Here is a 23,704-nt window from a genome sequence, read left to right as displayed (position 1 = left end):
CTCTTCACTCTGCGTGCGGGGCCGGTTCTTCCTGGGGAGGCGACGCGGTCGGGGGCGGCGACTCTCTGGGGGGCGAGGCCGGCTCTTCCCCGGCCGGCTCCGAGGGCGGGGTCGGGATCTCGATCGTCAGGTCGTCCACCTTGGCCGGCTCTCTGCGCGGCCTCTTCGGCGGCGCCGGGCGCCGCTTCCGCGGCGGCGCCGTCGCGGCGGCGCTGGCCGACGGCTGCGCAGCGGGCGCGGCCGTCGGCGGGGCCGACGCCGTGGCGCTGGGCTGGGGCGCGGGCTCCTGAGGCGGCGCGGGCGCAGGCGCAGGTGCAGGCGCGGCGGCGGGCGGCGGGGTCTCGCTCTCGGCCGCCGGCGCGCTCTGCGGCAGCCGCTGCGAGCGGAGGACTTGCCAGGCGACGACGCCGGCGAGGGCCACCAGCGCGAGCGCTGCCCACCGGACGCGCCGGCGCCGGCGCGAGCCGGGGTCGAACTCCAGAAGCTCGCCCTCCTGCGCCAGCCCGCTCACGCTGGACGCCTTCATCCAGTGCTCCGGCGTCTCGCCGGAAGGCACGGCGCTGGCCGGTGGGGCGACGGCTGGCGCGACCGAGGGCTCGAGCGGCCGCGACGCGCGCAGCGAGGCGGGGGGCGACGCGGCCACGGCCGCAGCGACGGCCGCTCGTCTGACGCTGTCGCTGGGTTCTTCCGGCCGCTCGTGGCTCGGCGGCTCGCCGTGGTCGCGCGCGGTCGCGCGCGGATCGGCGTCGTGCGGCGAGAGCGCGCGCGGCGTCTGCGCTGCGGGCGGCGGCTCGTCCGGCGCGCTCGGCGCGACGGGAGCGCCGCTCTGGGCCGACGGAATCGCGGGCTCGGCCGGCGCGGGACCTGCGGTCTCGGCCGGCGCGGGACCTGCGGTCTCGGTCGGCGCGGGACCTGCGGGCTCGGCCGGCGCCGGACCTGCGGGCTCGGTCGGCGCGGGACCTGCGGGCATGGCCGGCGCGTGGGCGGCGGGCTTGCCGGAGGCGGGCGCCGCGTCGGCCGGCGCGGCGGGCGCCGCGGGCGCGGACGGCGCCGCCCAGGGCTCGTCCACGTCGGTGTCGATCACGTCGTCGTCGAACTCTTCGATGTCGACGTCGACGAGCGAGGGCGCGCTGTCGGCTTCCCTCCGGGGCATCTTGCTGCGCGCCAGCGCCAGCGGCTCCGAGCCAGGCGGGGCCTCGACGCCGTCCGCCGCGGGCGACGTGCTGCTCGGCGGCCCGGAGAGCGGCGCCCCGGTGGCGAGCGGCGCGCCCGCGGAGGCCGCGGAGGGCGGTGTGCCCGCGGAGGGCGGCGCGCTCGGCGGGAGCGGCGTGCCCGCGGAGGGCGACGCGCTCGGCGGGAGCGGCGTGCCCGCGGAGGGCGGCGCGCTCGGCGGGAGCGGCGTGCCCGCGGAGAGCGGCGCCCGCTGCGACGCGCTGTCGTTGCGCCGCGGCGGCGGCGGCGGTCGATCCCCGAGCCGCGACGACAGCGGCGCGCGCTCGCTGAGCGGCGGCCGCTCGATCCGCTGGGACGACGCCGGCGGCTGCTCGCCGACCTGAGCCAGCGACGCCGCCGGAGGCCGCTCGGCGGCGCGCGGCGGCGCCGGGGGGAGCCGCTCGGCGGCGCGCGGCGGCGTCGGCGGAGGCCGCTCGGTGGCGCGCGGAGGGGTCAGAGGCCGCTCGGTAGGGCGCGGCGGCGCCGGAGGCCGCTCGGTGGCCCTCGGCGGCGCCGGAGGCCGCTCGGTGGCCCTCGGCGGCATCGGAGGCCGCTCGCCGGACCTGACCGACAGCGGCGCGCGCTCGCTGAGCGGCGGCCGCTCGGTGAGCCGCGGCGGCGCCGGCGGCCGCTCGCTCGGCCGCGCCGGAACCCGCGCGCTCGGCCTGGCCGACAGCGGAGCTGCCGCCGCGTCCGCGGCCTGCTCGCTCGGCCGCCGCTCGGGCGAGCGCGTCGAGATGGCGCCGGCGGGGTCGCCCACCTGGGGCAGCGGCGGCGCCTTGGGGATCGTCGAGCCCATCGCCGGCCGCGGCGGGGCCGCCGGCGGGCGCGTCGGCGAGGCGCGGGGCGGCATCGGCGGCGGCCGCGGCGAGCTCACGCTGCTCGCCGCCGTCTCGGTCGACAGCTCGGCGATGCGGGCGAGCGACTCCGCGAGGTCGCGCGCGCTGCTGAAGCGCTGCTCCGGATCGCGATCGCACGCGCGCGCGAACCACGCGTCGAAGCTCGGCGGCAGCTCCGGGTTCACCCGCGAGGGCACCGGGATCTCGCCGAGCGAGATCTTGATCAGCAGGTCGCCGACCCCCTCGCTGTCGAACGGGAGCTCGCCCGTCACGCACTGGTAGACGATCACGCCGAGCGCCCACAGGTCGGCGCGGAAGTCGACCTCCCGGAGCCCCTTCACCTGCTCCGGGCTCATGTAGTGCGGCGTGCCCATGAGCGTCCCGACCGTGGTGCGCTGGGCGGCCCGCTTCCCGTGGCCCACCTTGGCGATGCCGAAGTCGAGGATCTTGACGACCTCGTCGTCCTCGTTCGCGCAGAGGAAAAAATTCTCCGGCTTGAGGTCGCGGTGCACGATGCCGGCCCCGTGCGCGCGGGTGAGCGCGCGCGCGACCTGCGTCACGATCTTCGACGTCTCCTGGAGCGTGAGGCGGCGCCTCCGCGCGAGCCGCTCGAAGAGGTCCTCGCCCTCGAGCAGCTCCATCACGATGAACGGCTGCTCGCCCTCGATGCCGTGATCGAGGATCTGCACGACGTGCGTGCTGCGCAGCTGCGCTGCAGCGGTCGCCTCACGGCGGAACCGCTCGCGGGCGTCCTCCTGCTTCGCGAGCTCGGGATCGATGAGCTTGACGGCGACCTGGGTGCCGAGCGCCAGGTGCTCGGCGACCCACACCGAGGCTTGCGCGCCCTGCCCCACGGGTCGGATGAGGCGGTAGCGCTCGCTCAGCACCTGACCAGCTGCGGTAGACACGGCGGCAAAAGCCTACGTCGAGGGGAACATCTGTGTCGAGTTCCTGCGTACCACCTCAGATCCCCTGACGAACGGTTTCCTTCATCAGCTCGCGCCACTCGTCGCGGGTGAGCTCCGGATAAATGTAGTCGCCCTCGAAATTTGTATGGTGCAGGAGCAGACGGGCGACAGTGACGATGCTCCCCGCGACGTCGCCGCCCTGCGCGACGTTCGCCAGCGCCTCGGTCGCCTCGCGCACGTCAGCGTGCTGCTTCAGCGCGACCTGGACCTCCTCGGCGAGCCCGCGGGCCTGGAAATGAGGAAAGATCGCGGTCTCCTCCCAGCGCATGTGCCGCTCCATCGGACCGCGGAGGAACGCGAGCAGGCTCCCGCGCTCGGCGCTGGCCTCGTCTGCGGAGCGCTGCGCCATCGCCATCAGCTTCCGCGCCATCTCGCGGGCGCGCTCCTCCTCCTCGAAGAGCTCGCTCACCATCCGGTCCAGTTCCATGACGCGCGGGCCGTCGTAGTCCAGATCCCGGAGGAGGTCGAGGCCGGCGCGGCGCGATCTCGAGCGCGGGGTCAATCGGCGGCGGCGCGCGCGCGGACGATCGCGGCGAGCCGGCCGACGACGCCGCTCGCGACCATCGAGAGCACCTGCTTCTCCAGCGCCTGTCGCTCGGACGGCCTGCCGCCGAACGAGATGCGCGAGCGGGCGGTGGGGCCGCCGACGACGCGGCCGACGATGGTGCAGCTCACGCGGTGCACGTCGCCCCGCGTGACCGAGGTGAACTCGGCGACGCGCGCGCTCAGCACGACCGATTTCGCCTCGCCGAAATCCGCCTTCTTCGCGGCGCTCTTGAGCAGGCCGCGCAGGGCCCGCGCCCGCTGGGCCTGGCCTTCGCCCGCGGGCACGTCGACGCTCTTCCACTCGACCTTGGTGTCGCGGGCGAAGGTCGACGCTGGCGAGGCCGTGAGGGTGGTCAGGGCCATCACCGCCGAGAGCAGCCATCGGGACGCGCGGCGCATGGGAGCAGGCTAGTGGGCCGCGAGCCCGGCGGCCAAATTCGCGCACGGCTTCACGCCGCGGGGCGGCCGCGCGCGCGACCCGCGCGTGATCGCCGCGCTCGCGCCGCGATCGGGCACGCGCTATGCCGTGGCCTGGAAGCGAGGATCGATGGAGCGGAGCTCGCCGGGGGAAGATCGAGGCGATCGACGAGGACGAGATCGGCGCGCGGGGCGCGCGGCGCGCCGGGGCGGATGCCTGGCGGCGCTGCTCGCGATCGCCGTCGCGCCCGCGGTGGGCAACGCGCAGGCGCCGCGCGCGGGCGGCGTCAAGGCGGACGCGGCCGCGCCGGCGGCGGGCGGCGCGCCGGGGGCGGGCGGCGCGCCGGCGCGGCGTCCGAGCGGCGCGAAGGTGGATCCGCGCGCGCCGGCGGCGGGCGGCGCGCCGGCGGCCGAGAAGCGCACGCCCATCACGCCCGCGCCGCGGTGGACCGCCGCGACGCCCGACGAGATGCTCGGCGCCGCGCTGGCCCGGGCGCGGCGGGGCGGCGACGACGCGCTCGCGGGGCTCGTGATCGCGGCGGCGCTCTCCGATCGCGCCGCGCAGGGCCGCGCGCGCGATGGCCTCGCGCAGATCGCGGCGTCCGCCTCGCCGCTCGCCGACGAGGCGCGCTGGCTCGCGGCCTCGCTCGCCCCCGAGCCGCCGGCGGCGACGTGGCCCGGCGCGCGCGCCGTCTCGTACGACGCGCCCCCGGACCCGTCGGGGCTCGTGAAGGCGTTCGCCATCCTCGGGCCGTTCCAGGACAACTCGGGCGGCGGGCTCGCGCGCCGCGAGGGGCCCGAGGCCGAAGGCCAGCGCTTCTCGGACATGAGCGCCCGCTACGCCTGGGGCGTCTACGACGTCGCGTGGCGCCGGGTGCTGCCCGCCGCGGCGACCGCGCGCGGCGTGCCGCTCGACCTCTACATCCATCCCCGCGCCGAGAGCTGCACCTACCTCGCCTCGCGCGTGACCGTCCCCGCCGCGCTCGATCGCAAGCCGATCCTCGCCCACGTCGCCGCGGCCGGCGCCGTGCGGCTCGCGTGGGACGGCGCGGACGTCGCCTCGAGCGACGCGGCCCACCAGCGGCTCGTGCTCGACCGCATCGCCGCGCGGATCGAGGCGCCCGCGGGCGATCACCTGCTCGCCCTCAAGGTCTGCACCGGCGCCATCGCCGACGAGGGGCGCGTCCGCGTGCGCTTCACCGACGAGCAGCGCCGGCCGGTGGCGCTCGCGACCTCGTCGGACCTCACGAGGCTCGCGCTGCCCCCGGCCGCGCCGTCGCCGTCGGCCGCCGTCGCGACGGCGCTCGACAGGGCGCTCGGCGCGGGCGCGGCGCAGACGCTGGAGCAGACGCTCACGGCCGTCGTGGCGCGCACGCTCGGGGGCGCGGACGATCAGCGATCGCCCCGCGCCCCCGGCCTGCTCGACCGCGTGACGCGGTCGCCGGGGATCTCCGCGGACGCGCTCGCCCTCGCCGGGTGGGTGTCGCCGTTCGGCGCGAACCGCAGCGGCTGGCTCGAGGCCGCGCGCGCCCGCGGCCTCGCCGAGAAGGACCGGGCCACCGCCTCGTTCGCGCAGCGCAGGCTCGTCGCGGCCCACCTCGCCTCGGGCCGCGCCGACTGGGCGGCCGCCGTCCTGCGCGAGGAGCCGCTGCGCTCGGCGCGCGACCCCGAGGCGCGCGTCCTCCGCGGGCTCGTCGAGAAGAAGCTCGGGACGTCGGGGCTCGCGCGCGCCGGGCTCGAGGAGCTGCTCGCGGTCGAGCGCGAGCAGAAGGACCGGACCCCGGTCGTCGTCTGGCAGGAGATCGCGGCCGCGGCCCGGCTCGACCCGGCGCTCGCGCTGCGGGCCGCGCGGAGGCTCGCCGAGATCGCGCCCGAGTCGCGGGGCGCGGACTACGTGCTCGCGTTCGAGCCCGAGGGCGGCGCCGCGCTGGAGGTGGCCGCCGCAGGCGCGCTCGCGCAGCAGACGTCGGCCGAGGACGTCATCCGCGTCGGCCGCGCGCTCCACGACGCGGGCCGCGTCGCGTGGGCGCGCGAGGTCCTGTCGTACGCGACGCAGGTCGCGCCGAACCAGCCCGCCGCGTTCCAGGCGCTCGCCGCGGTCCGGCAGGGCCAGGCGAGCGGCGCGGCGGCCGCGCTCGCGAACGGCGCGCTCGCGCGGGCGCGCGATCTCGCGCCGGGCGACCCGTTCCTCAAGGCCGAGCTCGCGCTCCGCCTCGGCGAGGGCGCGGCCGGCGCGCCGGGCCGGCGGCGCATGCGCGACGAGCAGTACCTCGCCGCGCCCGGCGTCTTCCTCGAGCGCGGGCGAAGGGAGCCGGCGAAGAAGGGCGAGGTGGCCGACCGGCAGCTCCACTGGGTGCGCGTCGTGACGTACCACCCGGACAAGCGCGTCTCGCAGCTCATGCACTACGCGCGCGAGATCGTCATCGAGCCGCGCACCGATCAGGACCTCTACGAGCGCGACATCCCCGCCGAGGCCGAGGACACCGAGCTCCTGTTCGCGCGCGTGCACCGCAAGGACGGCACGGTGGCGCCGCCGGACGAGCAGGGCGCGGGCGGGCAGCGGCCGTTCGTGCGCTGGCCCAAGCTGAAGGCCGGCGACGTGGTCGAGGTCGCGGTGCGCGCGTGGACCCCGGGCCCCGTCGGGCGCCGGGGCGACGCGCCGTTCTACTTCATCGACTACGTCGGCTCGACCGACACGCGGCCGATCCTCTACAACGAGGTCGTCGTCGACTCGCCGACGAGCGATCCGCTGGCGATCGACGTGCTGAACGGCAAGGCCGAGCGGGTGCTCCGGTCCGAGAAGGACGGCCGCCAGGTGACGCGGTTCATCTGGGACGACCCGCCCGAGGTGCCCGAGGAGCCGCTCGCCCCGCACCTCGCCGAGGTGCTGCCGGTCGTCGTCGGCTCCACGTTCCACGGCTGGCACGACTTCCGGGAGTGGTACCGGGGCGCCGTCGCCGGCTTCACGGAGCCGGACGATCAGGTCCGCCGGCTCGCCGCCGAGCTCACGAAGGGCAAGACCACGCGCGAGGACAAGCTGCGGGCGCTCTTCGACTTCGTCGCCGACGACATCCGGTACGTGAACTTCGTCTCGGGCGAGTGGTGGCTGCCGAACCGCCCGCAGGAGCTCCTCGCGCGACGCCAGGGCGACTGCGACGACAAGGCGATGCTGCTGATCACGCTGCTCAAGTCGATCGGCATCGAGGCGACGGAGGTGCTGGTGCAGACGCGCTACACGGGCCAGCCTTCGCTGCTCCGGAGCGAGGTGGCGGCGATCCCGGTGTTCGATCACGGCATCGCGTACCTCCCGGGCGCGGGCGGCGCGCCGGGCCTGTGGCTCGACGCGACCAGCCCGCAGAGCCGGCTCGGGCCGCTGCCGGCGATGGACGCGCGCACGCTTTCGCTGTTCGTCGACGAGGGGCCGCCGAAGATCGTGGAGACGCCGGCGAGCTCGCCGGCCGATCACGGCGTCGACGCCGACTGGACCATCGCGCTCCAGCCGTCGGGCGCGGGCGAGCTCGCGGCCAAGGAGCGGCACATCGGCGACGCGGCGTTCGAGCTCCGGTCGAACCTGGCGGAGGCCGACGCGCGGGCGCAGTGGGTCGAGCAGTACCTCGCGTACGGCTGGTTCCCGACCGTCGACGTGAAGCCCAAGGTGGCGTTCCAGGCCGATCTCGCGCACGGGGCGGCGACGCTCGAGTTCGAGGCGCGCTCCGAGGGGCTCGCGCGCCGCGAGGGCGCGGAGCTCGCGGTGCCGCTCTCGGGCACGTCCACGCTGACGTCGCAGCTCGCGCCGCTCGTGAAGCGCACGCTGCCCGTGGTCCTGCCGCCGAGCCTCGCGCCGCGGCACCACACCCGGACGATCACGATCGTCGCCCCCGCGGGGTACGCGTTCGCGGAGCTCCCGCCGGGCGGCGACGAGGACGGCGGCGACTTCGGCCGCGCGTCGATCTCGTTCGCGAAGGCGCCGGGCAAGAACGCGGTCGTGGTGAAGGAGCGCGTGGTCATCGACCGGTCGACGATCCCGGTGGCGCAGTACGCCGCCTGGCGCGGCTGGCTGCAGCGGGTCGACGGGCTCCTGCACCGGATGGTGCGGCTCGTGCCCGTCGGGGCGGCGGGCAAGCCGGCGGCGTCGGCGAGCGCCCCCGTCGGGGCGGCGGGCAAGCCGGCGGCGCCGGCGAGCCAGCAGGCGCGGTGAAGGCGGCGGGACGAGCGCTCCCGGCGCCCCGGCGCGCGGGGAGCGCTCCGTCGACGTCGCCGCGCCGCCCCCCGCGCGCCGGAGGCCGGCGCCCTGCCGCGGGAGGACCTGCCCCGGCGGTCCGGGGCGCCGCCGTCGACGCTCGACCGCGCCGCTGCGCCGCCCGGACCGGCGCGTCGATGGTTCCTGCGATCCGCGCGGCGCGCCGCGGGCGCGGGGGCGAGCCTCGGCGATCGCTCCCCGGAGCGCGGGGGAGCCTCCTGTCAAGACGGATTCGGCGGTGCGCGGCGCGGGGGAACGGTCGTCGAGCGTCGGCGCGGCGTCCCCTGCATGCGGGGGAACGATTGTCAAGCGTTGCGGCGGGTTCCCGGCGGTGGCGGCGGCGCTGCGCGCTCAGCGGCCGAGCTTGGCGCGCAGGGCGGTGACGCGGGCGGCGAGGGCCTCGGCTGCCTTCTCGGCCTCGGCGAGGGCGGCGGCGTCGGCCTCGCGCTGCGCCTTCTCGCGCGCCGAGACCTCCTCGGCGGCGAGGACCTCGGTGTAGCGCGTCTTCAGCGCGGCGAGCTGCTGCTCGACCTCGGCGATCTTGGCGGTGAGCTCGGCGGCCGTCGCCGGCTCCGGCTCCTCGGCCGCGGTCTTGCGGCGCGGTAGGCGCTTGAAGAAGAGATCGGCGAAGGTGTTGGGAAGGCGCTTGTCCGGGTGCTTGTGCGGCATCTCGGACAGCGCGCCATAGGTGGACTTGCGCAGGGCGTTCTGGGCGTCGATGAACGCTTTGCGCTCGCCGACGGTGCGGAACTCGCGGTTCTTCTGCTTGGCGGCGGCGAGCGCCGCGGTCGCGGCGTCGGCCTTTTGAATCGCCGCGGCGAGCTGCTCGCCGAGCGCGCGGAGCGCCTGGCTTCCGCCGGTGAGGGAGGGCAGCCAAGCGCGCATGGTCTCGAGCTGACCGCCGAGGACAGGCCGCTTGAGGTCGCTGGGGCGCTGGTTGCCGAAATAGAGAGTGTAGAGCGGCGCGCTGCGGTCGTTGCCGGCCTCGGCGAGGATGGTGTTGGCGACGGCGTCGACGAGGGCGTCGAGCGCCTCGTCCGCGACGCTGACCAGCGTCGTCGCTTTGAGGATGTCCATCCAGAGGAGGATCTCCTGACGATCGACCGCCATCCACCGCTCTTGCTGCGCCTGGAACGGGGCGGCGAGATCCTGGGTGAAGGGATAGGCGAGCAGCCATGTCAGGGTATGGGTGTTCTGTTCGAGGACGCTCTCCAGCGAGGCGTCTTGTTCGATGATGGGTGCGGGCATGGCCGGAAAGGCTATCGGGGCTTTCGCGAGCGGGTCAATGGAGGCGCGACGACGGAATGGTGCTGTGGCGGCGCGCGCCTCGGGGCGGCGCGCGCTCGGACGGCGGCACGGCGGCGAGGCTCAACGTGTGCACGCCGCCCCGCTGGCGATGCCGGGGGACCTGCTCTTCGCTCCCCAGGGTCTCGACGTCGGCCGCGCCGTGCGCGTCCGGCTGGGCCTCGGCGCCGGCGTGCGCCTTGTCATGCCTCGAGGCCGTCCAGCGCGGCTACGGCTCGTCCCTCACCCCCCTCGCGGCGCGCTCGCGTGCCCGTCCCTCATCGAGCCAGCACCGCGCGTACAAGAAGAGCGCGAGCGGAAGCCCGAGGCGTGCTACGTCGCCCCACGAAGAGCCAGGCCCCTCTGACGGCGTGGTCAGCGCGGCAGCTATCAGCGCGCCGCCAGAGGCGAAAATCCCCAGAGTTCGCGGGATCTTGTGCATACGTCACCGGTCAGAAAAACGCGCACATGATCGAGATGCCCGCGAAGCCGGCATCGGACCAGTTCTGGCAGCGCTTGAAATCTCGCTGATTGCGCGCTCTCGGGCAGATCGCGCGACTGGCGACGAAGCTGGACCCCAGCACGAAGACGGCACACCCGAGAGAGAATGGGCTCAGCGCCTGCTGATCCGTGTCGATCGGTTCGCCACCGTCGGAAGCCGGTGCGGGGCTTGTGCCCTCGGCCGCGGCGCCGCCGTAGAAGGCGAAGGAACAGGGCACATCAGCGAACACGCCCGGATCGAACGGGCTGAAGATGCGTATCGTTGCCGCAGGGAGGTCCGCACAGGCACCCGCAAGCTCGGGCCGTCCGGCCTCCAGGATCGTGGCGATCGCGTTCTCCGCCGTCGTTGCGCGGTCGAGGTCGACCACGAAGGTGCGGGGAGCAACGGCCGCGTCCTCCGCCTCATCGGGATCTATCCCTGCCTCGCTCGGTTCATCCGCCGCTCCGCAGGCCGGCGCTCCCATGAGCGCGGCCATGGCCATGGCAATCCTCCTGTACATGTACGACCTCCACGCGACACAGGTCCGCCGCGCATGGAATGCAGCTGCGAGGGCCGTGCCACGTCTGCATGAGCCGGAGCGCACGAAGGGCTCGGAGGTTGAGCGGCCGCGGCTGGTGTCGGAGCGGCCGGCGTCGGGCTATCCTGGGCGGGATGACGGTCCAGGAGCTCCACGTCGCCGGGTATCGCTCGATTCGCGAGCTGACCCTCCCCCTCGCGCAGGTCAATGTCATCGTCGGACCGAACGGCGTCGGCAAGACCAACCTCTATCGCACCATGGTGCTGCTCGGCGCCGCGGCGAGCGGGAGCTTCGCGCGCACCCTGGCCGACGAGGGGGGGATGCCGTCGGTGCTCTGGGCCGGCCAGCGCAGCAAAGGTCCGGTGCGGATGACGCTGCGGGTGCGGCTGGATCAGCTCGTCTACGAGCTCCAGTGCGGGCTGACGCCGCCGCCTGGGGGGCCGTTCCAGCTGGACCCGGACATCAAGGAAGAGAGCCTCTGGCTGCTCGACAAGCGCCGCCGCCTGCCGATGCTGGAGCGGGCCGCGGGCTCGGCGTTCGTGCGCGACGCGGACGGCCACCGCGTGACCTTTCCCTTCTCGCTCTGGGGCTCGGAGTCGGTGCTGTCGCAGGTGGTCGAGCCGCACCGCTTTCCGCTCCTCTCGGTGGTGCGGCAACAGCTGATGAACTTCCGGTTCTATCATCACTTCCCCACCGACTCCGGCGCGCCGCTGCGCGTGGAGCAGGTCGGGGTGCGGACGCCGGTGCTCAGCACCGATGGCCATGATCTGGCCGCGGCGCTGGCGACGATCCTCGATATCGGCGACAGGGGCGCCTTGCAGGATGCCGTCGAGAACGCGTTCCCGGGCGCGTCGCTCGAGGTGTCCTCGACGCAGGGGCGGTTCCGCGTCGAGCTCGGGTTGCCCGGGATGTCGCGGCCGCTCGACGCCCGCGAGTTCTCGGACGGCACGGCGCGCTATCTCTGCCTGCTGGCGGCGCTCTTGAGCCCGAGGCCTCCGCTGCTCCTGGCGCTGAACGAGCCGGAGACGAGCCTGCATCCGGATCTGCTCGGGCCGCTCGGGGATCTGCTCGTGCATGCGGCATCCCGGAGCCAGCTGTGGATCACGACGCACTCGCGCCCGCTGGCGGAGCGGATCCGGAAGGCGACGCCCTGCCGGGTCATCGAGCTCGACAAGCGAGCTGGAGAGACGGTGCTGGCGGGCGGCGGAGGATGAACGACGTCCGCCCCCGCGTGAGCCCTGCGAGCGGGGCCGGTGTCGGGGGGAGGCTCGGGGCCGTGGCTGGCGAGCTCTCGAACGTGGGCTCGGCGCCGCTGCTTCGTCGACCGCGGAGCGGCCGCGGGCGTCGAGGAGGATGCCGGCGAGCGCGCGATGTGCTGGCGTCGTAGATGGCGCTGGTGCAGATAGCGGGGCCGCGGCGTCGAGGATCACCGCGGCGCGGTCCGCACCCTCCAGCGGTCCGGAGGGGGCAGTCGATGGAAGAATGGGTTGCCTGATGAAAAGAGTGTTGTCTCCCGGGTGCGGTGCGACGGCGGTCTCCTTCAGCTCGGATCCTCGGGATTGGGTGTGGGTCATCGTGGCCCTGCTCGTGCTCGTCGGCATGGGCGCCGCGCTCGTCCTCGGCATCCGTCGCCGTCGCTGACGTCGGAGGCCGGCTGGCCTCCCCTGGAGGCCACGCCGCACAGGGCGATCCCGCCCCGACGACCGCCGCCGCCCTGGCCCGGCGTGCCCCAGGTCGCCTCGCCGCCTCGTCGCCCTCCCGTCCGCTCTGGGCGGTAGGACCCACGACCATCGGCGTGTCCCGGCGCCAATTCCAGTTGACGTCCAATTCCACAATCAGAAGGATGGCCCGCGTCGCGACGTCGCTCGTCCGTTGACAGAGGGGAGGAGGGGACGATGGGCACGAGAAGCCGGCGGATCCCCTGGGCGGGCCTGGTTGTCCTCGCGCTCGTCGTCGGACCGGCGCAAGCAGGAGCATCCGAGCTGAGCGCCGGTGTGAGCCTCGGGTGGCTCCAGGCCGGTACCGTGCCGCGCCTCGCGGTGGGGCCGCATGCCGGCATCTCGTGGCCCATCCAGCGAGACATCCTGTTCTCGGTGCACGACCTGTGCACGTTCCTACCCCCGACCCAGGCGGGCGGGCCCGGGGTCTACAACCAGACCTCGGTCGACCTCGGGTACGCGTGGGAGGACGTCAACGTCAGCGCGGGGCCCTCGGTCGCGTTCTACGTCGTACCGGCGTGCGGCATCACCTTGTGCGGCCGCGTCGGCGGCATGGCCGTGGGCGGCCACGCGCAGGCGAGCGCGTACGTCGCCGGACCGCTGGGGGTGTCCGTGAGCGCCAATGTGAATTGGATCGGCGGGGGTAGTCTTGTGCTCCCGGGCTACGTGTCCGTCGTCGTCGTTGCTGGTCCTGTGCTTCGATGGAGTGCGAAATGAACGCGAGAAGATTCCTGTTGTTGATGTTGGCCATCTCGGTTTGGACGCTGGCGGCGTGCAACTGGACGATAGGAGACTGCTACCCTGTCGAGGAACGAAGCTCGGGGGTAGGTGCAGGGCCAGGCTCGGAGCCCCGCCCCATCTACACCTCCGCCGCATCCGGGGACTTCGGGGCGGAGCCGCCCGACGGCCCGTACGGCAGCGACGGCAAGATCGCGTGCAACGAGTGGGAACTCGAAGACGAAGAGGAGAGCCCGCGCGACAGCTCGGAGAGGCCGACAGAGAGCACCACGAGCCCGCAAGACCCGTGCCCTGGAGTCGGCGATATAGCGGGAGACGGAGCGACCTTCTTGAGCTGCAGCGATGCGTGCAGATCGAAGTGTCCGCCGCCTGGAATGGCCCCATGGGTCTACGTAGATTTCGATCCGTCGGTATTCAAGTTTGTCACCATTGTCGAGGATGACGGCGAGGATGAGGGCGGCGGGTGGCAAGAGGCCAGGGCCAAGCTGAATTTCAGTAGGCTCACTGTCCCGCGCAAAATCGCGAGCTGGAGCTGCTCTATCACCATCGGAATGCCGCTCCGGACCGAGTTTCTGGGGCGCATCGATCCAATCCGTGCAGCCATCCTCAGCGAGGAGATCACGGAGGAGGTCGCAAACGGCATGGACTATAAACTACCGCAAGTGACTTTCTGCAAAATGTTTGCCGACACGGCGGATGCTGCGTTTAAGTCCAAGTACCCGCTGCTCGGCGCCAGGGTGACGAGTCCATGATGACAAATCGCTCCGAGTTGCTCGACGTTGTCTACCGCTTCTATCCACGGGGCGTGCATAAAATCCAGCGCATCCATGTGCCTCCCAACGAGCCCGTCTACGAGGACACGGAGGAGCACCGCCGCCTAGTGGAAGCTGCAAACCGCGGGCGAGCGGAGTACCCGACGTGGAAAGCGATGATCCGTCGCCTGAAAGATCGATACCGCCTTCAGAACGAGTCCGTCCACCTGTTGGCGGGGGGAAGCGCTCCGGCGTACTCGGCCCGCATCTATCGCCCGAAGGATCTAGAGCCCGTTCCCTCGCTCAGCAGCAGGGCTTCACTCAGCTTCCACGTGAGCCTTCTCGGGCTCTATTATGGAATCCACAGCAGGGGCGAGCCCGACGAGATACCGGCGGCGGTCGCAGAGGAGATCGAGGCCACGTACCCCGGCTACCAGCCGATCCCGCCGGAGCTCGGGAACGAGGTGGTGCCAGATGTGGACGTGGATGGTGTGCCGATGGGCGAGGCGACGATCTACGTCTGCCTCTTGTCGGTCGTGTGGACTTGGGTGGATCCGTAGCCATTTCCCTGGGCGGCCGCCTCCCACTTGGCCGAGCTCGGGCGCGCGAGGAGGTGGAGGCTGTGCCCAAGTCCAAGTACCCGCGACTCGGCGCCAAGGTGACGAATCCATGATGATACCTCGCTCCGAGCTGCTCGATGTCGTCTACCGCTTCTACCCGCGGGGCGTACGTTGCATCGATCGCATCTACGTGCCTCCCAACGAGCCCGTCTACAAGGACACAGAGGAGCACCGCCGCCTGGTGGAAGCCGCAAGCCACGGTCGAGCGGAGTACCCCACGTGGAAAGCGATGACCCGCCGCCTGGGGGATCGATACCGCCTTCAGAATGAGTCGCTCAGCCTGTTGGCGGGGTGGGACGACCCGGCCTACTCGGCCCGCATCTGGCTGGCCGACGAAACGGCGCTCAGCTTCCACGTGTCCCTGCTCGGGCCATACTACGGGCTCCACCTCCCCGGCATGCCCGAGGAGGAGCCGGTGGCGCGCGAGGTCGCCCGGGAGATCGAGTCCACGTACCCCGGCTACCGACCGATCCCGCCGGAGCTCGGGAACGAGGTGGTGCCGGATGTGGCGATGAGCGTGGTGTTGATGGGCGAGGCGACGATCTACATGTGCCTATTCTCGGAGGTGTGGACTTGGGTGGATCCGGTGTAGCTCATCCCTGGCGGCCGCCGTCCACGTGGCCGAGCTCGGGCGCTTCGCCGTCGAGACGCTCGATGCGAGTTCGTCGGCGCCCCCCCTGCGCGGCGGCGTGGCCGCGGCCGACACGCCCTCGGGGGGAGAGGAAGAGCTCGCGCGACTCGCACCTCGGCAGGGACCAGGCGAACCTCGACGCCGGCGACGGCTCCGCGCGCGCCGGCGTCCACCTCGACCCGGCGGCCGCTGTCTGCTCGCCCTGGCCCGGCGTGCCCCAGGTCGCCTCGCCGCCGCGTCGCCCTCCCGTCCGCTCTCGGCGGTAGGACCCACGACCGTCGGGGTGTCCCCGCCCCAATCTGCGTTGACGTTCGATTCCACGATCGGAAAGATGGCCCGCGCCGACACGTTGCTCGTCCGTCGCGAGAGAGGAAAGGGAACGATGGGCAAGAGAGGCCGCCGGATCGCAGGGGCGGCCCTGGTGGTCCTCCCGGTCCTCGCAGGACCGGCGCAAGCAGGAGCGTCCGAGCTGAGCGCCGGCGTGAGCTTCGGGGGGCTCCAGGCCGGTACCGTTCCGCGCCTCGCGGTGGGGCCGCATGCCGGCATCTCGTGGCCCATCCAGCGAAGCCTGCTGTTCACGGTGCACGACCTGTGCACGATCCTACCCCCGACCCAGGAGGACGGGTTCGGGGTCTACAACCAGACCTCGGTCGACCTCGGGTACGCGTGGAAGGACGGCAACGTCAGCGCGGGGCCCTCGGTCGCGCTCTACGTCATGCCGGCGTGCGGCACCACCTTGTGCGGCATCGTCGGCGGCTTCGCCGTGGGCGGCCACGCGCAGGCGAGCGCGTACGTCGCCGGACCGCTGGGGGTGTCGGTGAGCGCCAACGTGGATTGGGTCGGTCGGGGTAGTCTGGTGCTCCCGGGCTACGTGTCCGTTGTCGTTGTTGCTGGGCCTGTGCTTCGATGGAGTGCGAAATGAACGCGAGAAGATTCCTGTTGTTGATGTGGGCCATCTCGGTTTGGACGCTGGCGGCGTGCAACTGGACGATCGGAGACTGCTACCCTGTCGAGGAACGAAGCTCGGGGGTAGGTGCGGGTCCAGGTTATGATCCCGTTCCCGTCTTCACCTCCGCCTCGTCGGGGGACTTCGGGGCGGAGCCGCCGGACGGCCCGCACGACGGCAGCGAGCGCAAGATCGCGTGCAACGAGTGGGAGCTCGAAGACGAAGAGGAGAGCCCGCGCGACAGCTCCGAGAGGCCGACAGAGAGCACGACGAGCCCGCCGGACCCGTGCCCCGGAGTGGGCGATATAGCGGGAGACGGAGCGATCTTCTTGAGCTGCAGCGATGCGTGCAGCTCGAAGTGCCCGTCGCCTGGAATGGCCCCATGGAGATATGTGGATTTCGATCCGTCGGACTTCAAGTTTGTCACCGTCGTCGACGACGACGGTGAGGGTAAGGGCGCAGGATGGCAAGAGGCCAGGGCCAAACTGAACTTCAGGAGACTCACTGTCCCGCGCAAGATCAAGAGCTGGTCCTGCGCTTTCACAATCGGAATGCCGCTTCGGACTGAGATTTATGGAATAATCGATGCAAGCCGTGCGGCCAGCTTTAGCGAGGAGATTACGGAGGAGGTCGCAAACCGCATGGATTACGATCTCCCGCAGGAGACCTTCTGCGACATATTTCGCAGCGAGGCGGACGCTGCATTCAAATCCAAGTACAAGCGACTCGGCGCCAGGGTGACGAAATGATGGTGATGACTCGCTCCGAGTTGCTCGACGTCGTCTATCGCTTCTACCCGCGGGGCGTACGTTGCACCGAGCGCATCTACGTGCCTCCTAACGAGCCCTTCTACGACGACACGGAGGAGCACCGCCGCCTGGTGGAAGCCGCAAACCGAGGGCGAGCGGAGTACCCAACGTGGAAAGCGATGATCCGCCGCCTCGGGGATCGATACGGGCTTCAAAACGAGTCGCTCCACCTGTTGGCGGGAGGGGGCGACCCGGCGTACTCGGCCCGCATCTGGCTCACCGACGAAACGGCGCTCAGCTTCCACGTGTCCCTGCTCGGGCCATACTATGGGATCCACCTCCCCGGCATCCCCGAGGAGGAGTCAGTGGCGCGCGAGATCGCTCGAGAGATCGAGGTCACGTACCCCGGTCACCGACCGATCCCGCCGGAGCTCGGGAACGAGGTGGTGCCGGACGTGTCGATGGACACGGTGTTGATGGGCCGGGCGACGATCTACGTGTGCCTCTTCTCAGTCGTGTGGACTTGGGTGGATCCGTAGCCATTCCCCTGGGCGGCCGCCGTCCACTTGGCCGAGCTCGTGCGCTTCGAGGCCGGGCGTCGAGCTCGTGGAGCGCGAGCGGGGCATCTCCTCCAGGTAGAAGCGCCGCGGCCGGCGTCGCGGAGCGGCCGGCATCGGGCTATCCTGGGCGGGATGACGGTCCAGGAGCTCCACGTCACCGGATATCGCTCGATCCACGAGCTGATCCTCCCGCTCGCGCAGGTCAATGTCATCGTCGGGCCGAACGGCGTCGGCAAGACGAAACTCTATCGCATCATGGTGCTGCTCGGCTCCGCGGCCGGCGGCAACTTCGCGCGCACCCTGGCCAATCTAATTTGAGCGTGCGATGCACAACATGTTCGACGGCGAAGAGTACAAGGGTCTAAGCGCAAGGAGCATGAATCCATGAAGTACAGCACTGGAGATCTGCTGGACGTCGTTTACAGACATTACCCTCGTGGGATTAATCTCATTGAGCAGGCCGACATCGAGCGCTATAAAAAAACAGAAGAACACGCCCGGCTCGTGGCCGCGCGGCTGTGCGCGGCCACGTGCGCGGCGTGGCGGTGAACCTGCGTACTCTGGGGGAAGTCAGGCTATGTGGCTGTCTGTTTACGGAGATGTATCAATGGGTATACCCCTCGCCGTGCGATATGGACCCGCCCCCCGCAGCGGTCGATGCGAGCAGCCTGGCAGCGCCTTTTGTCTCCACGCTCACCGTGTTTGCGGCGCTCGGCCACATCGCGTGGGCTCCGTCAAATTTGGAGCGAGAGACGCGTGGCGGTTTTGCTGGGGCGATGACAACGGATGGCGTGCTGCGGAAGGAGGAGTTGTTGGAGACGCTTGCAGCGGTTCGCCCGCAGATTGGATCGCTGAAGACTCCCCGCGGCATCGCTGCCAGGCGCGAGCTCGAAGCTGCCAGGAGCGAGCTCGAAGCGCTGGCCGCTTCATGGGATGGTGAAGGCGAGCCGCCGTCGTCCATGGTCGCTTGGAGCTCGAGCTTCCTCGCGAAGTGGCCGAAACGCGTCGGCGTCAAGGCGACGAATCCATGAAGATGACTCGCTGACCTTCTCCGGTCGTGGTCAGGTCGGCTTCGGCTGGTAGGTTCTGCGCGAGGCTCGCGTCGTCCCGTGCTCACTCTCCACGCCCCTCGCGCGCGGCCCGTTCGCGTGCGCGGCCTTCGTCGATGCACAACTGGATGAGCAAGGCGATCCAGAGCGGGAACAGGGCGCGGATGACGTTCAGGCCCATCGGTTGCAGCGGCTCGTGGTAGCTCGCCACCGTCGGAGCTGCCAGCAGCCCTCCGCACAGCAGAATCCCGAGGACTCTCAGCGGCCTGAGATCGGTCGTCATCGATGCGCCTCAGAAGAACCCGCACAGCACGCCGAGGCCGACGAATCCACCGCCTGTCCAGTAATCGCAGCGCTTCCTGGCTCGCTCCGTCCTCGCACGCGGGCACACACCAAACTGCGCAACGAGAGCTGATGCGCCCACGAAGACACCGCAGCCTATCGAGAACGGCGAGAGCTCCTGCTGCGCCACACCGATCGGCCCGCCGCGCTCAGCGTTGGCGAGCGCCGCGTTGGCCTCCCCGGCTCCCTCGCCGTCGAGCACCGCGGAGCACGTCACGTCCTCGTACGCGCCCAAGGCAAGCGGGTTGAATACGCGGATCAACGCTCCGGGGTACTCGGCACACGCGGCGGCGAGCTGAGGGCGCCCAGCGTTCAGGATCTGCGGGATCGCGTCCTCTGCCGTGATCGCCCGGTCCACGCTGAACACGAAGCTCGGCGGCGCGCCTTCGGCTTGCTCTGCTTCGCGGCCGTCCGCTCCCGCTTTGCCAGGTTCCTCCGCCGCTTCGCAGGCCGTCATGCTCACGAGCGCGGCCGTTCCCAGGATGATCCTGCTGCCCATGTGCCCGTCCCCGCGGCGCCGACTCCGGCCCGCGATGACAGGTTTGCGAGCGGCATGCCACACCTGGTGGGCGTCGTGGGATCGGCCCCCCCTGGACAGGGGGTCGCGGCGGGGGTGGCACGGCCCTGAGCTCGCCGCCGGCCACCTGGCCGAGCTCGGGCACGATGCCGGCGACGACGGGCGGGAGCGCGAGCGCGGCGCGGGCGCCGTCGTGCCCGCCTGCAGCGCCTAGCGATCACAGCACAAAACGTGTGTGAACCCGCGTTCCAGGGAACCGCTCACGATCTTGGAGTCGGTCGACGGGGCGCACGTGCCAGGCTCGTTCACCGTGAACCGCGATCGCATCGACGCAAGCGGCGCATTCGTCGTCCTGGTGCAAATAGGTTCATCTTGATCGGCGATGACCTCCGCTGCGATCTCGCTGACGCAGTACGGATCCTGGTACAGCGTGGTCTTCACCGTGCAGCTTCCGCCGCTCGGCGCGCCGCAAGAGCATGGAGAGCATTTGCGGGTGTCGTTGAGCATGGGAAACTCACGCTTGTGCGTATATCCCTCCCAACACTCGCCGGTTTCCTGGGGAGGGTAGCACGTCGCGCTGAGGGTCGGCGCCCATCCGGGAGGATCGGATTTGCAGGCCCTGACAAACCGTAGACTGCCCATCGACGGCTTCGGTTCCGTCGACACAGGCGCGCACGGGGCGAGGGTCGGCGGCTCGAAGGTCACTGTAGCGAAGGCGTCGCTCGGGATTGGCTCCGCCGCCGCTGTACAGGAACCGTCCCATGATGCGCCTGCTTCGAGCGTGCCGACGGCGTCCTCGCCAGGACAAACCGACGCGTTGGCGGTCACCTTCGGCGGCAGCGCGCACTCGGCCGGAGCACACTCGCAGGGCTCACATTCGTTCTCCGCGCTGAACCCCTCTGCTTCGAAGTACCCTTCCCATGCAAGCTCCTCGTTGAAATTCTCGCATCGCGTGAATTCTTCCGCCCTTTCCATGAGGATAAATAATTGCTTGGTCAGATCGGGCTTCGGTAGCTCTGGTGGAAGATCGATCGAGGAGCACCCGAGCAGTGTGAACACTGCAAGGAGGGATGATGCATTCGGCCGCATCGTGGGTACCGCCCTTCAGTTGAAGTTGTTGGAGCAGCAGAAAACGCGCCTTTCTCCGCTGACGAGATCGCCCATTACCTGTGAGACGGGCGACGTCGGCGCGCACGTGCCCGGCCTTTGCCGGGTGAGTACCGCACGCATCGCCGCGATCGGAAGGGGATCGAGGTCGGTGCACCGACTGTCGTTCTGGTCGATGCCGAACCCACCTCCGATGATCTTGGTGGTGCAGCTGGTCTCGGCATATACGAGCAGTTCGGCCTCGCAGCTCCCACCCACCGGAGCCTCGCAGGAACATGGGGTGCACGTGCGTGCGTCTGCGATTCGTTCCTTGAACTCCCATCGCATGTTGAACCCTGGCGGACACTGGCCGTCATCTTCGGGAGAGATGCACGCTTGCCAGTCAATCGACGCATGAATACCTAGCCCCATCGGACATGCCTTTGCAAAGCGCGCGGAGATCGGAGGGGGGTCGAACGACGGCGAGGCAACGCACTCGGCAGCGAGGGTCGGCGGCTCGAAGGTGACCGAGGCGAACACCTCGCTTGGCACAGGAGGGGCAGCCTTGCGGCACACGCCGGATTGTCCCTCGTCCGCAGCTTGATCATCGAAGACGATCTCGGTTCCGTAGTCGCCGCAGCGCAGCGACCTGTGCGCTGTCACGCTCGACGGCAACGTGCACAGGGCTGGTCCGCACGTGCACACGCCGCACTCCTCGACGGCACCCATGTCAGCCCAACCCTCCCAGAAATCCAGCCGGTGACCCGGACACGCCGGCGCATCGGGACTCTCGCCAGTCCAGAGCCATACGGCGTTGTCGTCCGCCCGCGGGGCAGCGACACCGTAGGCCTCGAGCCCGTCCCCACACGCCGTCAGCACGACGGCGACACTTACAAAGCAAGCGCTCGACCTCATGAGACCCCTCCCGCTGCTCAGTAAATGACCTTCTGACAAGGGACGAAGCCGTCACAGAGATCGGGCCCCTGCACCGGCGTCTCCATGGCCTGCCGCGCGGGAGCGGCAGGGCGGTTCGCGCGGGGCCGCGCCGCGACGGGCGGCGGGGCGGCGGCCCCTGGGAGCGGCTCAGGGCATCGATCGAGCGGCCGAGCCGATGGCGGCGGGGTGGCTCGGACGGCTGCAGCCCGGACGATCGGTCCCAGGCTCAGCACGGCCCGATGAGGGGGCTCCCACCACAGGACCGCGGCCGCGCTGCCCAGCACGAACGCCAGCGCGAGCACGGCACCGAACCAGCGCGCGGAGGAGCGTCGCCCTGGGGGGCCGCTCGGGCGCGGAGGGGGCGGGGCCGCCGGCGCGCGGGGCAGCGCCGGGGAACGTGGAGAGGTCGAGGGTGCCGGCGCGACCGGCAGCATCGGAGCGAGGTCGGGAAGATCGGGGACTGGAGGCGACCGCGGCGCCGCCGGAGGCGCGTGGAGGGCGTGGTCCCGCGGTGCCAGCGGCGGCACCGCGGGCACCGCGCTCTTGAGCGTGTCGGGCGTCTCAGGAGGGCGCGGCGCGGCGACCGAAGGCGCGTGGGTGCCGTCGTCCCGCGCGTCCTGCGGCGGCATCACGCTCTCGACCGTGTCGGGCGCTCCGGAAGGGCGCGGCGTGGGTCGGTCGCTGGCGCGTCCCCCTGCTTCACCCGGCGCGACCGGTTGGGCCTCGCCCTCCACCGGGAGCGGCGCTCCCTCGGCCGGCTCGCACCGAGCGCCGGACGGCTCCGCAAGGATGTTCGCGAAGGGCAGGTCCGGCGGTCTGCCGAGATCCTCCCACGCGCGCGCGAAGGGCGTCAGGACAGAGAGCACCTCACCGATGCTCGGCTGCCGCCGTCTGGGGTCCTCCTCGAGGGCCATCTGGATCACGGCCTGGAGCAGCGGAGGGAGCCCGCTGGGGAAGCTCGGCGGCGTGGTCCACGGCGAGAGGGCGCGCTTGCACGAGAGCTCGTACATGAGCGTGCCGAAGCCGTAGACGTCCGCGCGAGGTCCCAGCCGACCCCCGGAGAGGAGCTCCGGCGGTGCGTACCCGTACGGGTCGTGACGCGCCTCCTCCGCGCCGAGCTGAAAGAGTCGGACAAAGCCGAAGTGCGTGATCGCGGTTCGACCATCGCCCACGACGAAGACCCGGTCCGGACTGAGGGCGCCATGGATGAACGAGAGCTCGTGAGCGCGCGCAAGGCAGCGCCCGACCTCGATCAGCACCTGGAGTGCATCCGGCCCGAGCTCGCTCCCGCGCGCGGCGTCGAGGAGCGGGACCGCGTCGCCGAGCGCGGGCGATGCTGCCCACGCGACGGAGCCGCTCACCCCACCGTAGAGCACGGGGACGACCTCCGGGACCTCGCCCGCGAGGCGCTGCAGGCGCGCGAGCTCCTCGGCGAACACGCGCTCGTCGAGGCGCGCGCCCTCGCGGAGGTGCAACCGGACGAGCGCCCTCGTGTCGCCGACCTGCCGCGCGAGGAAGTGACGGACCAGGCCGCGCTCCTCGCTGAGCAGCTCGTGACCTTCCCAGACGTCGCCGACGGCTACCATACGAGCCTGACCTCCGCGCCGGCGCCTCGCGGGCGGATCTCGGCCTTCCGCGGCCAGACGACGTAGACGATCGTCGCGGCGCCGAGCGCTGCGCCGGCGACGAGCGCCGCCGAGCCGAAGCCACGGAAGAGGCTCGCTCGAGCGTCGGCCGCGTCCGCTTCGTCGTAGATTCGGCGATACTCGGCGCTGCTGTGGAGCATCGAGCCGTCGTTCAGGCGGGTCACCTTGGCGACCGTCTCGCGCTCGGCGAAGTCGCCCGCGACGTGAAGCCCGATGCCAGCGCCGAGCAGGGCCGCCGACGCGGCCGCGCCGGCGCCGATGATCGAGGGGTTCGGCCTGGCGTGCGCCGGCGCTGGAGCGACCGGAGCCGGCACAGGGACCTTTGCGGCGGCAGCTTTCGGGGTCTCGAAGGCGAGCGAGACGCGCCGCGAATCGCGCGCCGCCACCTTCACGAGCGCATGGGCTACCTGCCCCTGCTTGCCGATCGCCGTGACCTCGTGCTGTCCAGGCGTGACGAAGACCGGGCCGCCCGCGCTCACCTCGCGGCCGTCCACGAGGAGCCGCGCCGTGCCCGGCGGGGGGCTGATGTGGAGCTCGGCCACGCGCTGCCGAACGGCCGCCAGGGCGGCGTGCCTCACCTCGTAGCGGCGGCGCTCGATGTCGTTGGTCGGCGCGGGCATCTGCTCGACGCACGTCTCGAGCTCGGCCGCGGCCTCCTCGAGGCGGTCGAGGCCGAGATCGAACACGCCGAGCTGGCAGATGGCCATGGTCGAGGGCTTGAGCGCACGGACGCGCGCCCAGAGCTCGCGAGCGCGAGCGAGATCGAGCCGCTTGGCGGCCTTCTCCGCCTCGTCGATGAGCTCCTGGACCTCGCGGTCCCGCGCAGAGGGGTCCGCGGCCACGGCCTGGAGGGGGAACATGGAGGCAAGGGCGACGGCCACGGCGGCCG

24 protein-coding genes are annotated in these 23,704 nt (G+C 71.7%); 13 read left to right on the top strand and 11 right to left on the bottom strand.

Features of this window, described 5'->3' with window-relative positions:
- Positions 1-4: 4 nt before the first annotated feature.
- From WME98_RS17190 to WME98_RS17180, 3 genes are all read right to left on the bottom strand, one after another.
- Complete coding sequence (locus WME98_RS17190) at positions 5-2,959, bottom strand: protein kinase domain-containing protein (RefSeq protein ID WP_437952258.1); 2,955 nt, start codon at positions 2,957-2,959, stop codon at positions 5-7.
- Positions 2,960-3,014: 55 nt separating this feature from the next.
- Complete coding sequence (locus WME98_RS17185) at positions 3,015-3,446, bottom strand: hemerythrin domain-containing protein (protein WP_148314469.1); 432 nt, start codon at positions 3,444-3,446, stop codon at positions 3,015-3,017.
- Positions 3,447-3,517: 71 nt separating this feature from the next.
- Positions 3,518-3,964, bottom strand: coding sequence for a hypothetical protein (locus tag WME98_RS17180; protein WP_061622667.1), 447 nt, complete (start codon positions 3,962-3,964; stop codon positions 3,518-3,520).
- A 148-nt stretch (positions 3,965-4,112) separates the two neighbouring features.
- On the opposite strand from WME98_RS17180, the gene WME98_RS17175 reads away from it, so the two are divergent.
- Positions 4,113-8,180, top strand: coding sequence for a transglutaminase domain-containing protein (locus WME98_RS17175; RefSeq protein WP_437952257.1), 4,068 nt, complete (start codon positions 4,113-4,115; stop codon positions 8,178-8,180).
- A 393-nt stretch (positions 8,181-8,573) separates the two neighbouring features.
- On the opposite strand, the gene WME98_RS17170 is transcribed toward WME98_RS17175, so the two are convergent.
- Positions 8,574-9,470 carry a hypothetical protein gene (locus WME98_RS17170; RefSeq protein WP_437952256.1) on the bottom strand — a complete coding sequence of 299 codons (897 nt, stop codon included), beginning with the start codon at positions 9,468-9,470 and terminating at the stop codon, positions 8,574-8,576.
- Positions 9,471-9,958: 488 nt separating this feature from the next.
- Entirely contained in the window at positions 9,959-10,489 is a 531-nt protein-coding gene (locus WME98_RS17165) for a hypothetical protein (protein WP_437952254.1), read from the bottom strand.
- A gap of 170 nt (positions 10,490-10,659) precedes the next feature.
- Between WME98_RS17165 and WME98_RS17160 the strand changes: the two genes are divergently transcribed.
- The 12 genes from WME98_RS17160 to WME98_RS17105 all read left to right on the top strand — a co-directional run bounded on the left by WME98_RS17160 (position 10,660) and on the right by WME98_RS17105 (position 18,270).
- Positions 10,660-11,739, top strand: a complete 1,080-nt coding sequence (locus WME98_RS17160) for an AAA family ATPase (RefSeq protein WP_437952252.1) — start codon at positions 10,660-10,662, stop codon at positions 11,737-11,739.
- 280 nt (positions 11,740-12,019) lie between these two features.
- A complete protein-coding gene (locus WME98_RS17155) occupies positions 12,020-12,166 on the top strand; it encodes a hypothetical protein (protein ID WP_437952251.1) in 147 nt (48 codons plus the stop codon).
- Positions 12,167-12,420: 254 nt separating this feature from the next.
- Positions 12,421-12,960, top strand: a complete 540-nt coding sequence (locus tag WME98_RS17150; protein ID WP_437952249.1) for a hypothetical protein — start codon at positions 12,421-12,423, stop codon at positions 12,958-12,960.
- Entirely contained in the window at positions 12,957-13,733 is a 777-nt protein-coding gene (locus tag WME98_RS17145; protein ID WP_437952248.1) for a hypothetical protein, read from the top strand. The genes WME98_RS17150 and WME98_RS17145 overlap by 4 nt, the downstream gene beginning before the upstream one ends.
- Positions 13,730-14,293 carry a hypothetical protein gene (locus WME98_RS17140; RefSeq protein ID WP_437952246.1) on the top strand — a complete coding sequence of 188 codons (564 nt, stop codon included), beginning with the start codon at positions 13,730-13,732 and terminating at the stop codon, positions 14,291-14,293. The genes WME98_RS17145 and WME98_RS17140 overlap by 4 nt, the downstream gene beginning before the upstream one ends.
- 109 nt (positions 14,294-14,402) lie before the next feature.
- A complete protein-coding gene (locus WME98_RS17135; RefSeq protein WP_437952245.1) occupies positions 14,403-14,945 on the top strand; it encodes a hypothetical protein in 543 nt (180 codons plus the stop codon).
- Positions 14,946-15,366: 421 nt separating this feature from the next.
- Positions 15,367-15,906: a hypothetical protein gene (locus tag WME98_RS17130; protein WP_437952243.1), complete on the top strand. Its 540-nt coding sequence runs from the start codon at positions 15,367-15,369 to the stop codon at positions 15,904-15,906.
- Complete coding sequence (locus WME98_RS17125; protein WP_437952242.1) at positions 15,903-16,679, top strand: hypothetical protein; 777 nt, start codon at positions 15,903-15,905, stop codon at positions 16,677-16,679. The genes WME98_RS17130 and WME98_RS17125 overlap by 4 nt, the downstream gene beginning before the upstream one ends.
- 5 nt (positions 16,680-16,684) lie before the next feature.
- On the top strand, positions 16,685-17,218 hold the full coding sequence (locus tag WME98_RS17120) for a hypothetical protein (RefSeq protein WP_437952241.1): 534 nt from the start codon (positions 16,685-16,687) through the stop codon (positions 17,216-17,218).
- A 153-nt stretch (positions 17,219-17,371) separates the two neighbouring features.
- Positions 17,372-17,557 carry an AAA family ATPase gene (locus tag WME98_RS17115; RefSeq protein ID WP_437952240.1) on the top strand — a complete coding sequence of 62 codons (186 nt, stop codon included), beginning with the start codon at positions 17,372-17,374 and terminating at the stop codon, positions 17,555-17,557.
- 66 nt (positions 17,558-17,623) lie between these two features.
- Positions 17,624-17,788 (top strand): hypothetical protein, encoded by a 165-nt coding sequence (locus WME98_RS17110; protein WP_437952239.1) that lies wholly within the window; start codon positions 17,624-17,626, stop codon positions 17,786-17,788.
- An 83-nt stretch (positions 17,789-17,871) separates the two neighbouring features.
- Positions 17,872-18,270, top strand: coding sequence for a hypothetical protein (locus tag WME98_RS17105; RefSeq protein ID WP_437952238.1), 399 nt, complete (start codon positions 17,872-17,874; stop codon positions 18,268-18,270).
- Positions 18,271-18,352: 82 nt separating this feature from the next.
- On the opposite strand, the gene WME98_RS17100 is transcribed toward WME98_RS17105, so the two are convergent.
- From WME98_RS17100 to WME98_RS17075, 6 genes are all read right to left on the bottom strand, one after another.
- Positions 18,353-18,571: a hypothetical protein gene (locus WME98_RS17100; RefSeq protein WP_437952237.1), complete on the bottom strand. Its 219-nt coding sequence runs from the start codon at positions 18,569-18,571 to the stop codon at positions 18,353-18,355.
- A gap of 9 nt (positions 18,572-18,580) precedes the next feature.
- Positions 18,581-19,129 (bottom strand): hypothetical protein, encoded by a 549-nt coding sequence (locus tag WME98_RS17095; protein ID WP_437952236.1) that lies wholly within the window; start codon positions 19,127-19,129, stop codon positions 18,581-18,583.
- Between the two features lie 228 nt (positions 19,130-19,357).
- Entirely contained in the window at positions 19,358-20,206 is an 849-nt protein-coding gene (locus WME98_RS17090; RefSeq protein ID WP_437952234.1) for a hypothetical protein, read from the bottom strand.
- A 45-nt stretch (positions 20,207-20,251) separates the two neighbouring features.
- On the bottom strand, positions 20,252-20,962 hold the full coding sequence (locus tag WME98_RS17085) for a hypothetical protein (RefSeq protein WP_437952232.1): 711 nt from the start codon (positions 20,960-20,962) through the stop codon (positions 20,252-20,254).
- Positions 20,963-21,165: 203 nt separating this feature from the next.
- Positions 21,166-22,755, bottom strand: a complete 1,590-nt coding sequence (locus WME98_RS17080) for a protein kinase (RefSeq protein ID WP_437952231.1) — start codon at positions 22,753-22,755, stop codon at positions 21,166-21,168.
- Complete coding sequence (locus WME98_RS17075) at positions 22,749-23,696, bottom strand: hypothetical protein (RefSeq protein ID WP_437952230.1); 948 nt, start codon at positions 23,694-23,696, stop codon at positions 22,749-22,751. The genes WME98_RS17080 and WME98_RS17075 overlap by 7 nt, the downstream gene beginning before the upstream one ends.
- Positions 23,697-23,704: the final 8 nt, after the last annotated feature.

It is taken from the genome of Sorangium sp. So ce296, assembly GCF_051529605.1.
Lineage (GTDB): Bacteria > Myxococcota_A > Polyangia > Polyangiales > Polyangiaceae > Sorangium > Sorangium cellulosum_D.
Note: the sequence above shows the minus strand (reverse complement) of the source record. Positions and strands in the feature narration are given on the sequence as shown.

Coding starts and splice junctions, on each gene's coding strand:
- WME98_RS17095 (WP_437952236.1), bottom strand. CDS start 19,129: ATGGGCAGCAGGATCATCCTGGGAACGGCCGCGCTCGTGAGCATGACG.
- WME98_RS17150 (WP_437952249.1), top strand. CDS start 12,421: ATGGGCACGAGAAGCCGGCGGATCCCCTGGGCGGGCCTGGTTGTCCTC.
- WME98_RS17175 (WP_437952257.1), top strand. CDS start 4,113: ATGGAGCGGAGCTCGCCGGGGGAAGATCGAGGCGATCGACGAGGACGA.
- WME98_RS17115 (WP_437952240.1), top strand. CDS start 17,372: ATGACGGTCCAGGAGCTCCACGTCACCGGATATCGCTCGATCCACGAG.
- WME98_RS17125 (WP_437952242.1), top strand. CDS start 15,903: ATGAACGCGAGAAGATTCCTGTTGTTGATGTGGGCCATCTCGGTTTGG.
- WME98_RS17105 (WP_437952238.1), top strand. CDS start 17,872: ATGGACCCGCCCCCCGCAGCGGTCGATGCGAGCAGCCTGGCAGCGCCT.
- WME98_RS17135 (WP_437952245.1), top strand. CDS start 14,403: ATGATGATACCTCGCTCCGAGCTGCTCGATGTCGTCTACCGCTTCTAC.
- WME98_RS17170 (WP_437952256.1), bottom strand. CDS start 9,470: ATGCCCGCACCCATCATCGAACAAGACGCCTCGCTGGAGAGCGTCCTC.
- WME98_RS17160 (WP_437952252.1), top strand. CDS start 10,660: ATGACGGTCCAGGAGCTCCACGTCGCCGGGTATCGCTCGATTCGCGAG.
- WME98_RS17085 (WP_437952232.1), bottom strand. CDS start 20,962: ATGGGTGCCGTCGAGGAGTGCGGCGTGTGCACGTGCGGACCAGCCCTG.
- WME98_RS17100 (WP_437952237.1), bottom strand. CDS start 18,571: ATGACGACCGATCTCAGGCCGCTGAGAGTCCTCGGGATTCTGCTGTGC.
- WME98_RS17145 (WP_437952248.1), top strand. CDS start 12,957: ATGAACGCGAGAAGATTCCTGTTGTTGATGTTGGCCATCTCGGTTTGG.
- WME98_RS17130 (WP_437952243.1), top strand. CDS start 15,367: ATGGGCAAGAGAGGCCGCCGGATCGCAGGGGCGGCCCTGGTGGTCCTC.
- WME98_RS17165 (WP_437952254.1), bottom strand. CDS start 10,489: ATGGCCATGGCCGCGCTCATGGGAGCGCCGGCCTGCGGAGCGGCGGAT.
- WME98_RS17185 (WP_148314469.1), bottom strand. CDS start 3,446: ATGGAACTGGACCGGATGGTGAGCGAGCTCTTCGAGGAGGAGGAGCGC.
- WME98_RS17120 (WP_437952241.1), top strand. CDS start 16,685: ATGACTCGCTCCGAGTTGCTCGACGTCGTCTATCGCTTCTACCCGCGG.
- WME98_RS17155 (WP_437952251.1), top strand. CDS start 12,020: ATGAAAAGAGTGTTGTCTCCCGGGTGCGGTGCGACGGCGGTCTCCTTC.
- WME98_RS17110 (WP_437952239.1), top strand. CDS start 17,624: ATGAAGTACAGCACTGGAGATCTGCTGGACGTCGTTTACAGACATTAC.
- WME98_RS17140 (WP_437952246.1), top strand. CDS start 13,730: ATGATGACAAATCGCTCCGAGTTGCTCGACGTTGTCTACCGCTTCTAT.
- WME98_RS17080 (WP_437952231.1), bottom strand. CDS start 22,755: ATGGTAGCCGTCGGCGACGTCTGGGAAGGTCACGAGCTGCTCAGCGAG.
- WME98_RS17180 (WP_061622667.1), bottom strand. CDS start 3,964: ATGCGCCGCGCGTCCCGATGGCTGCTCTCGGCGGTGATGGCCCTGACC.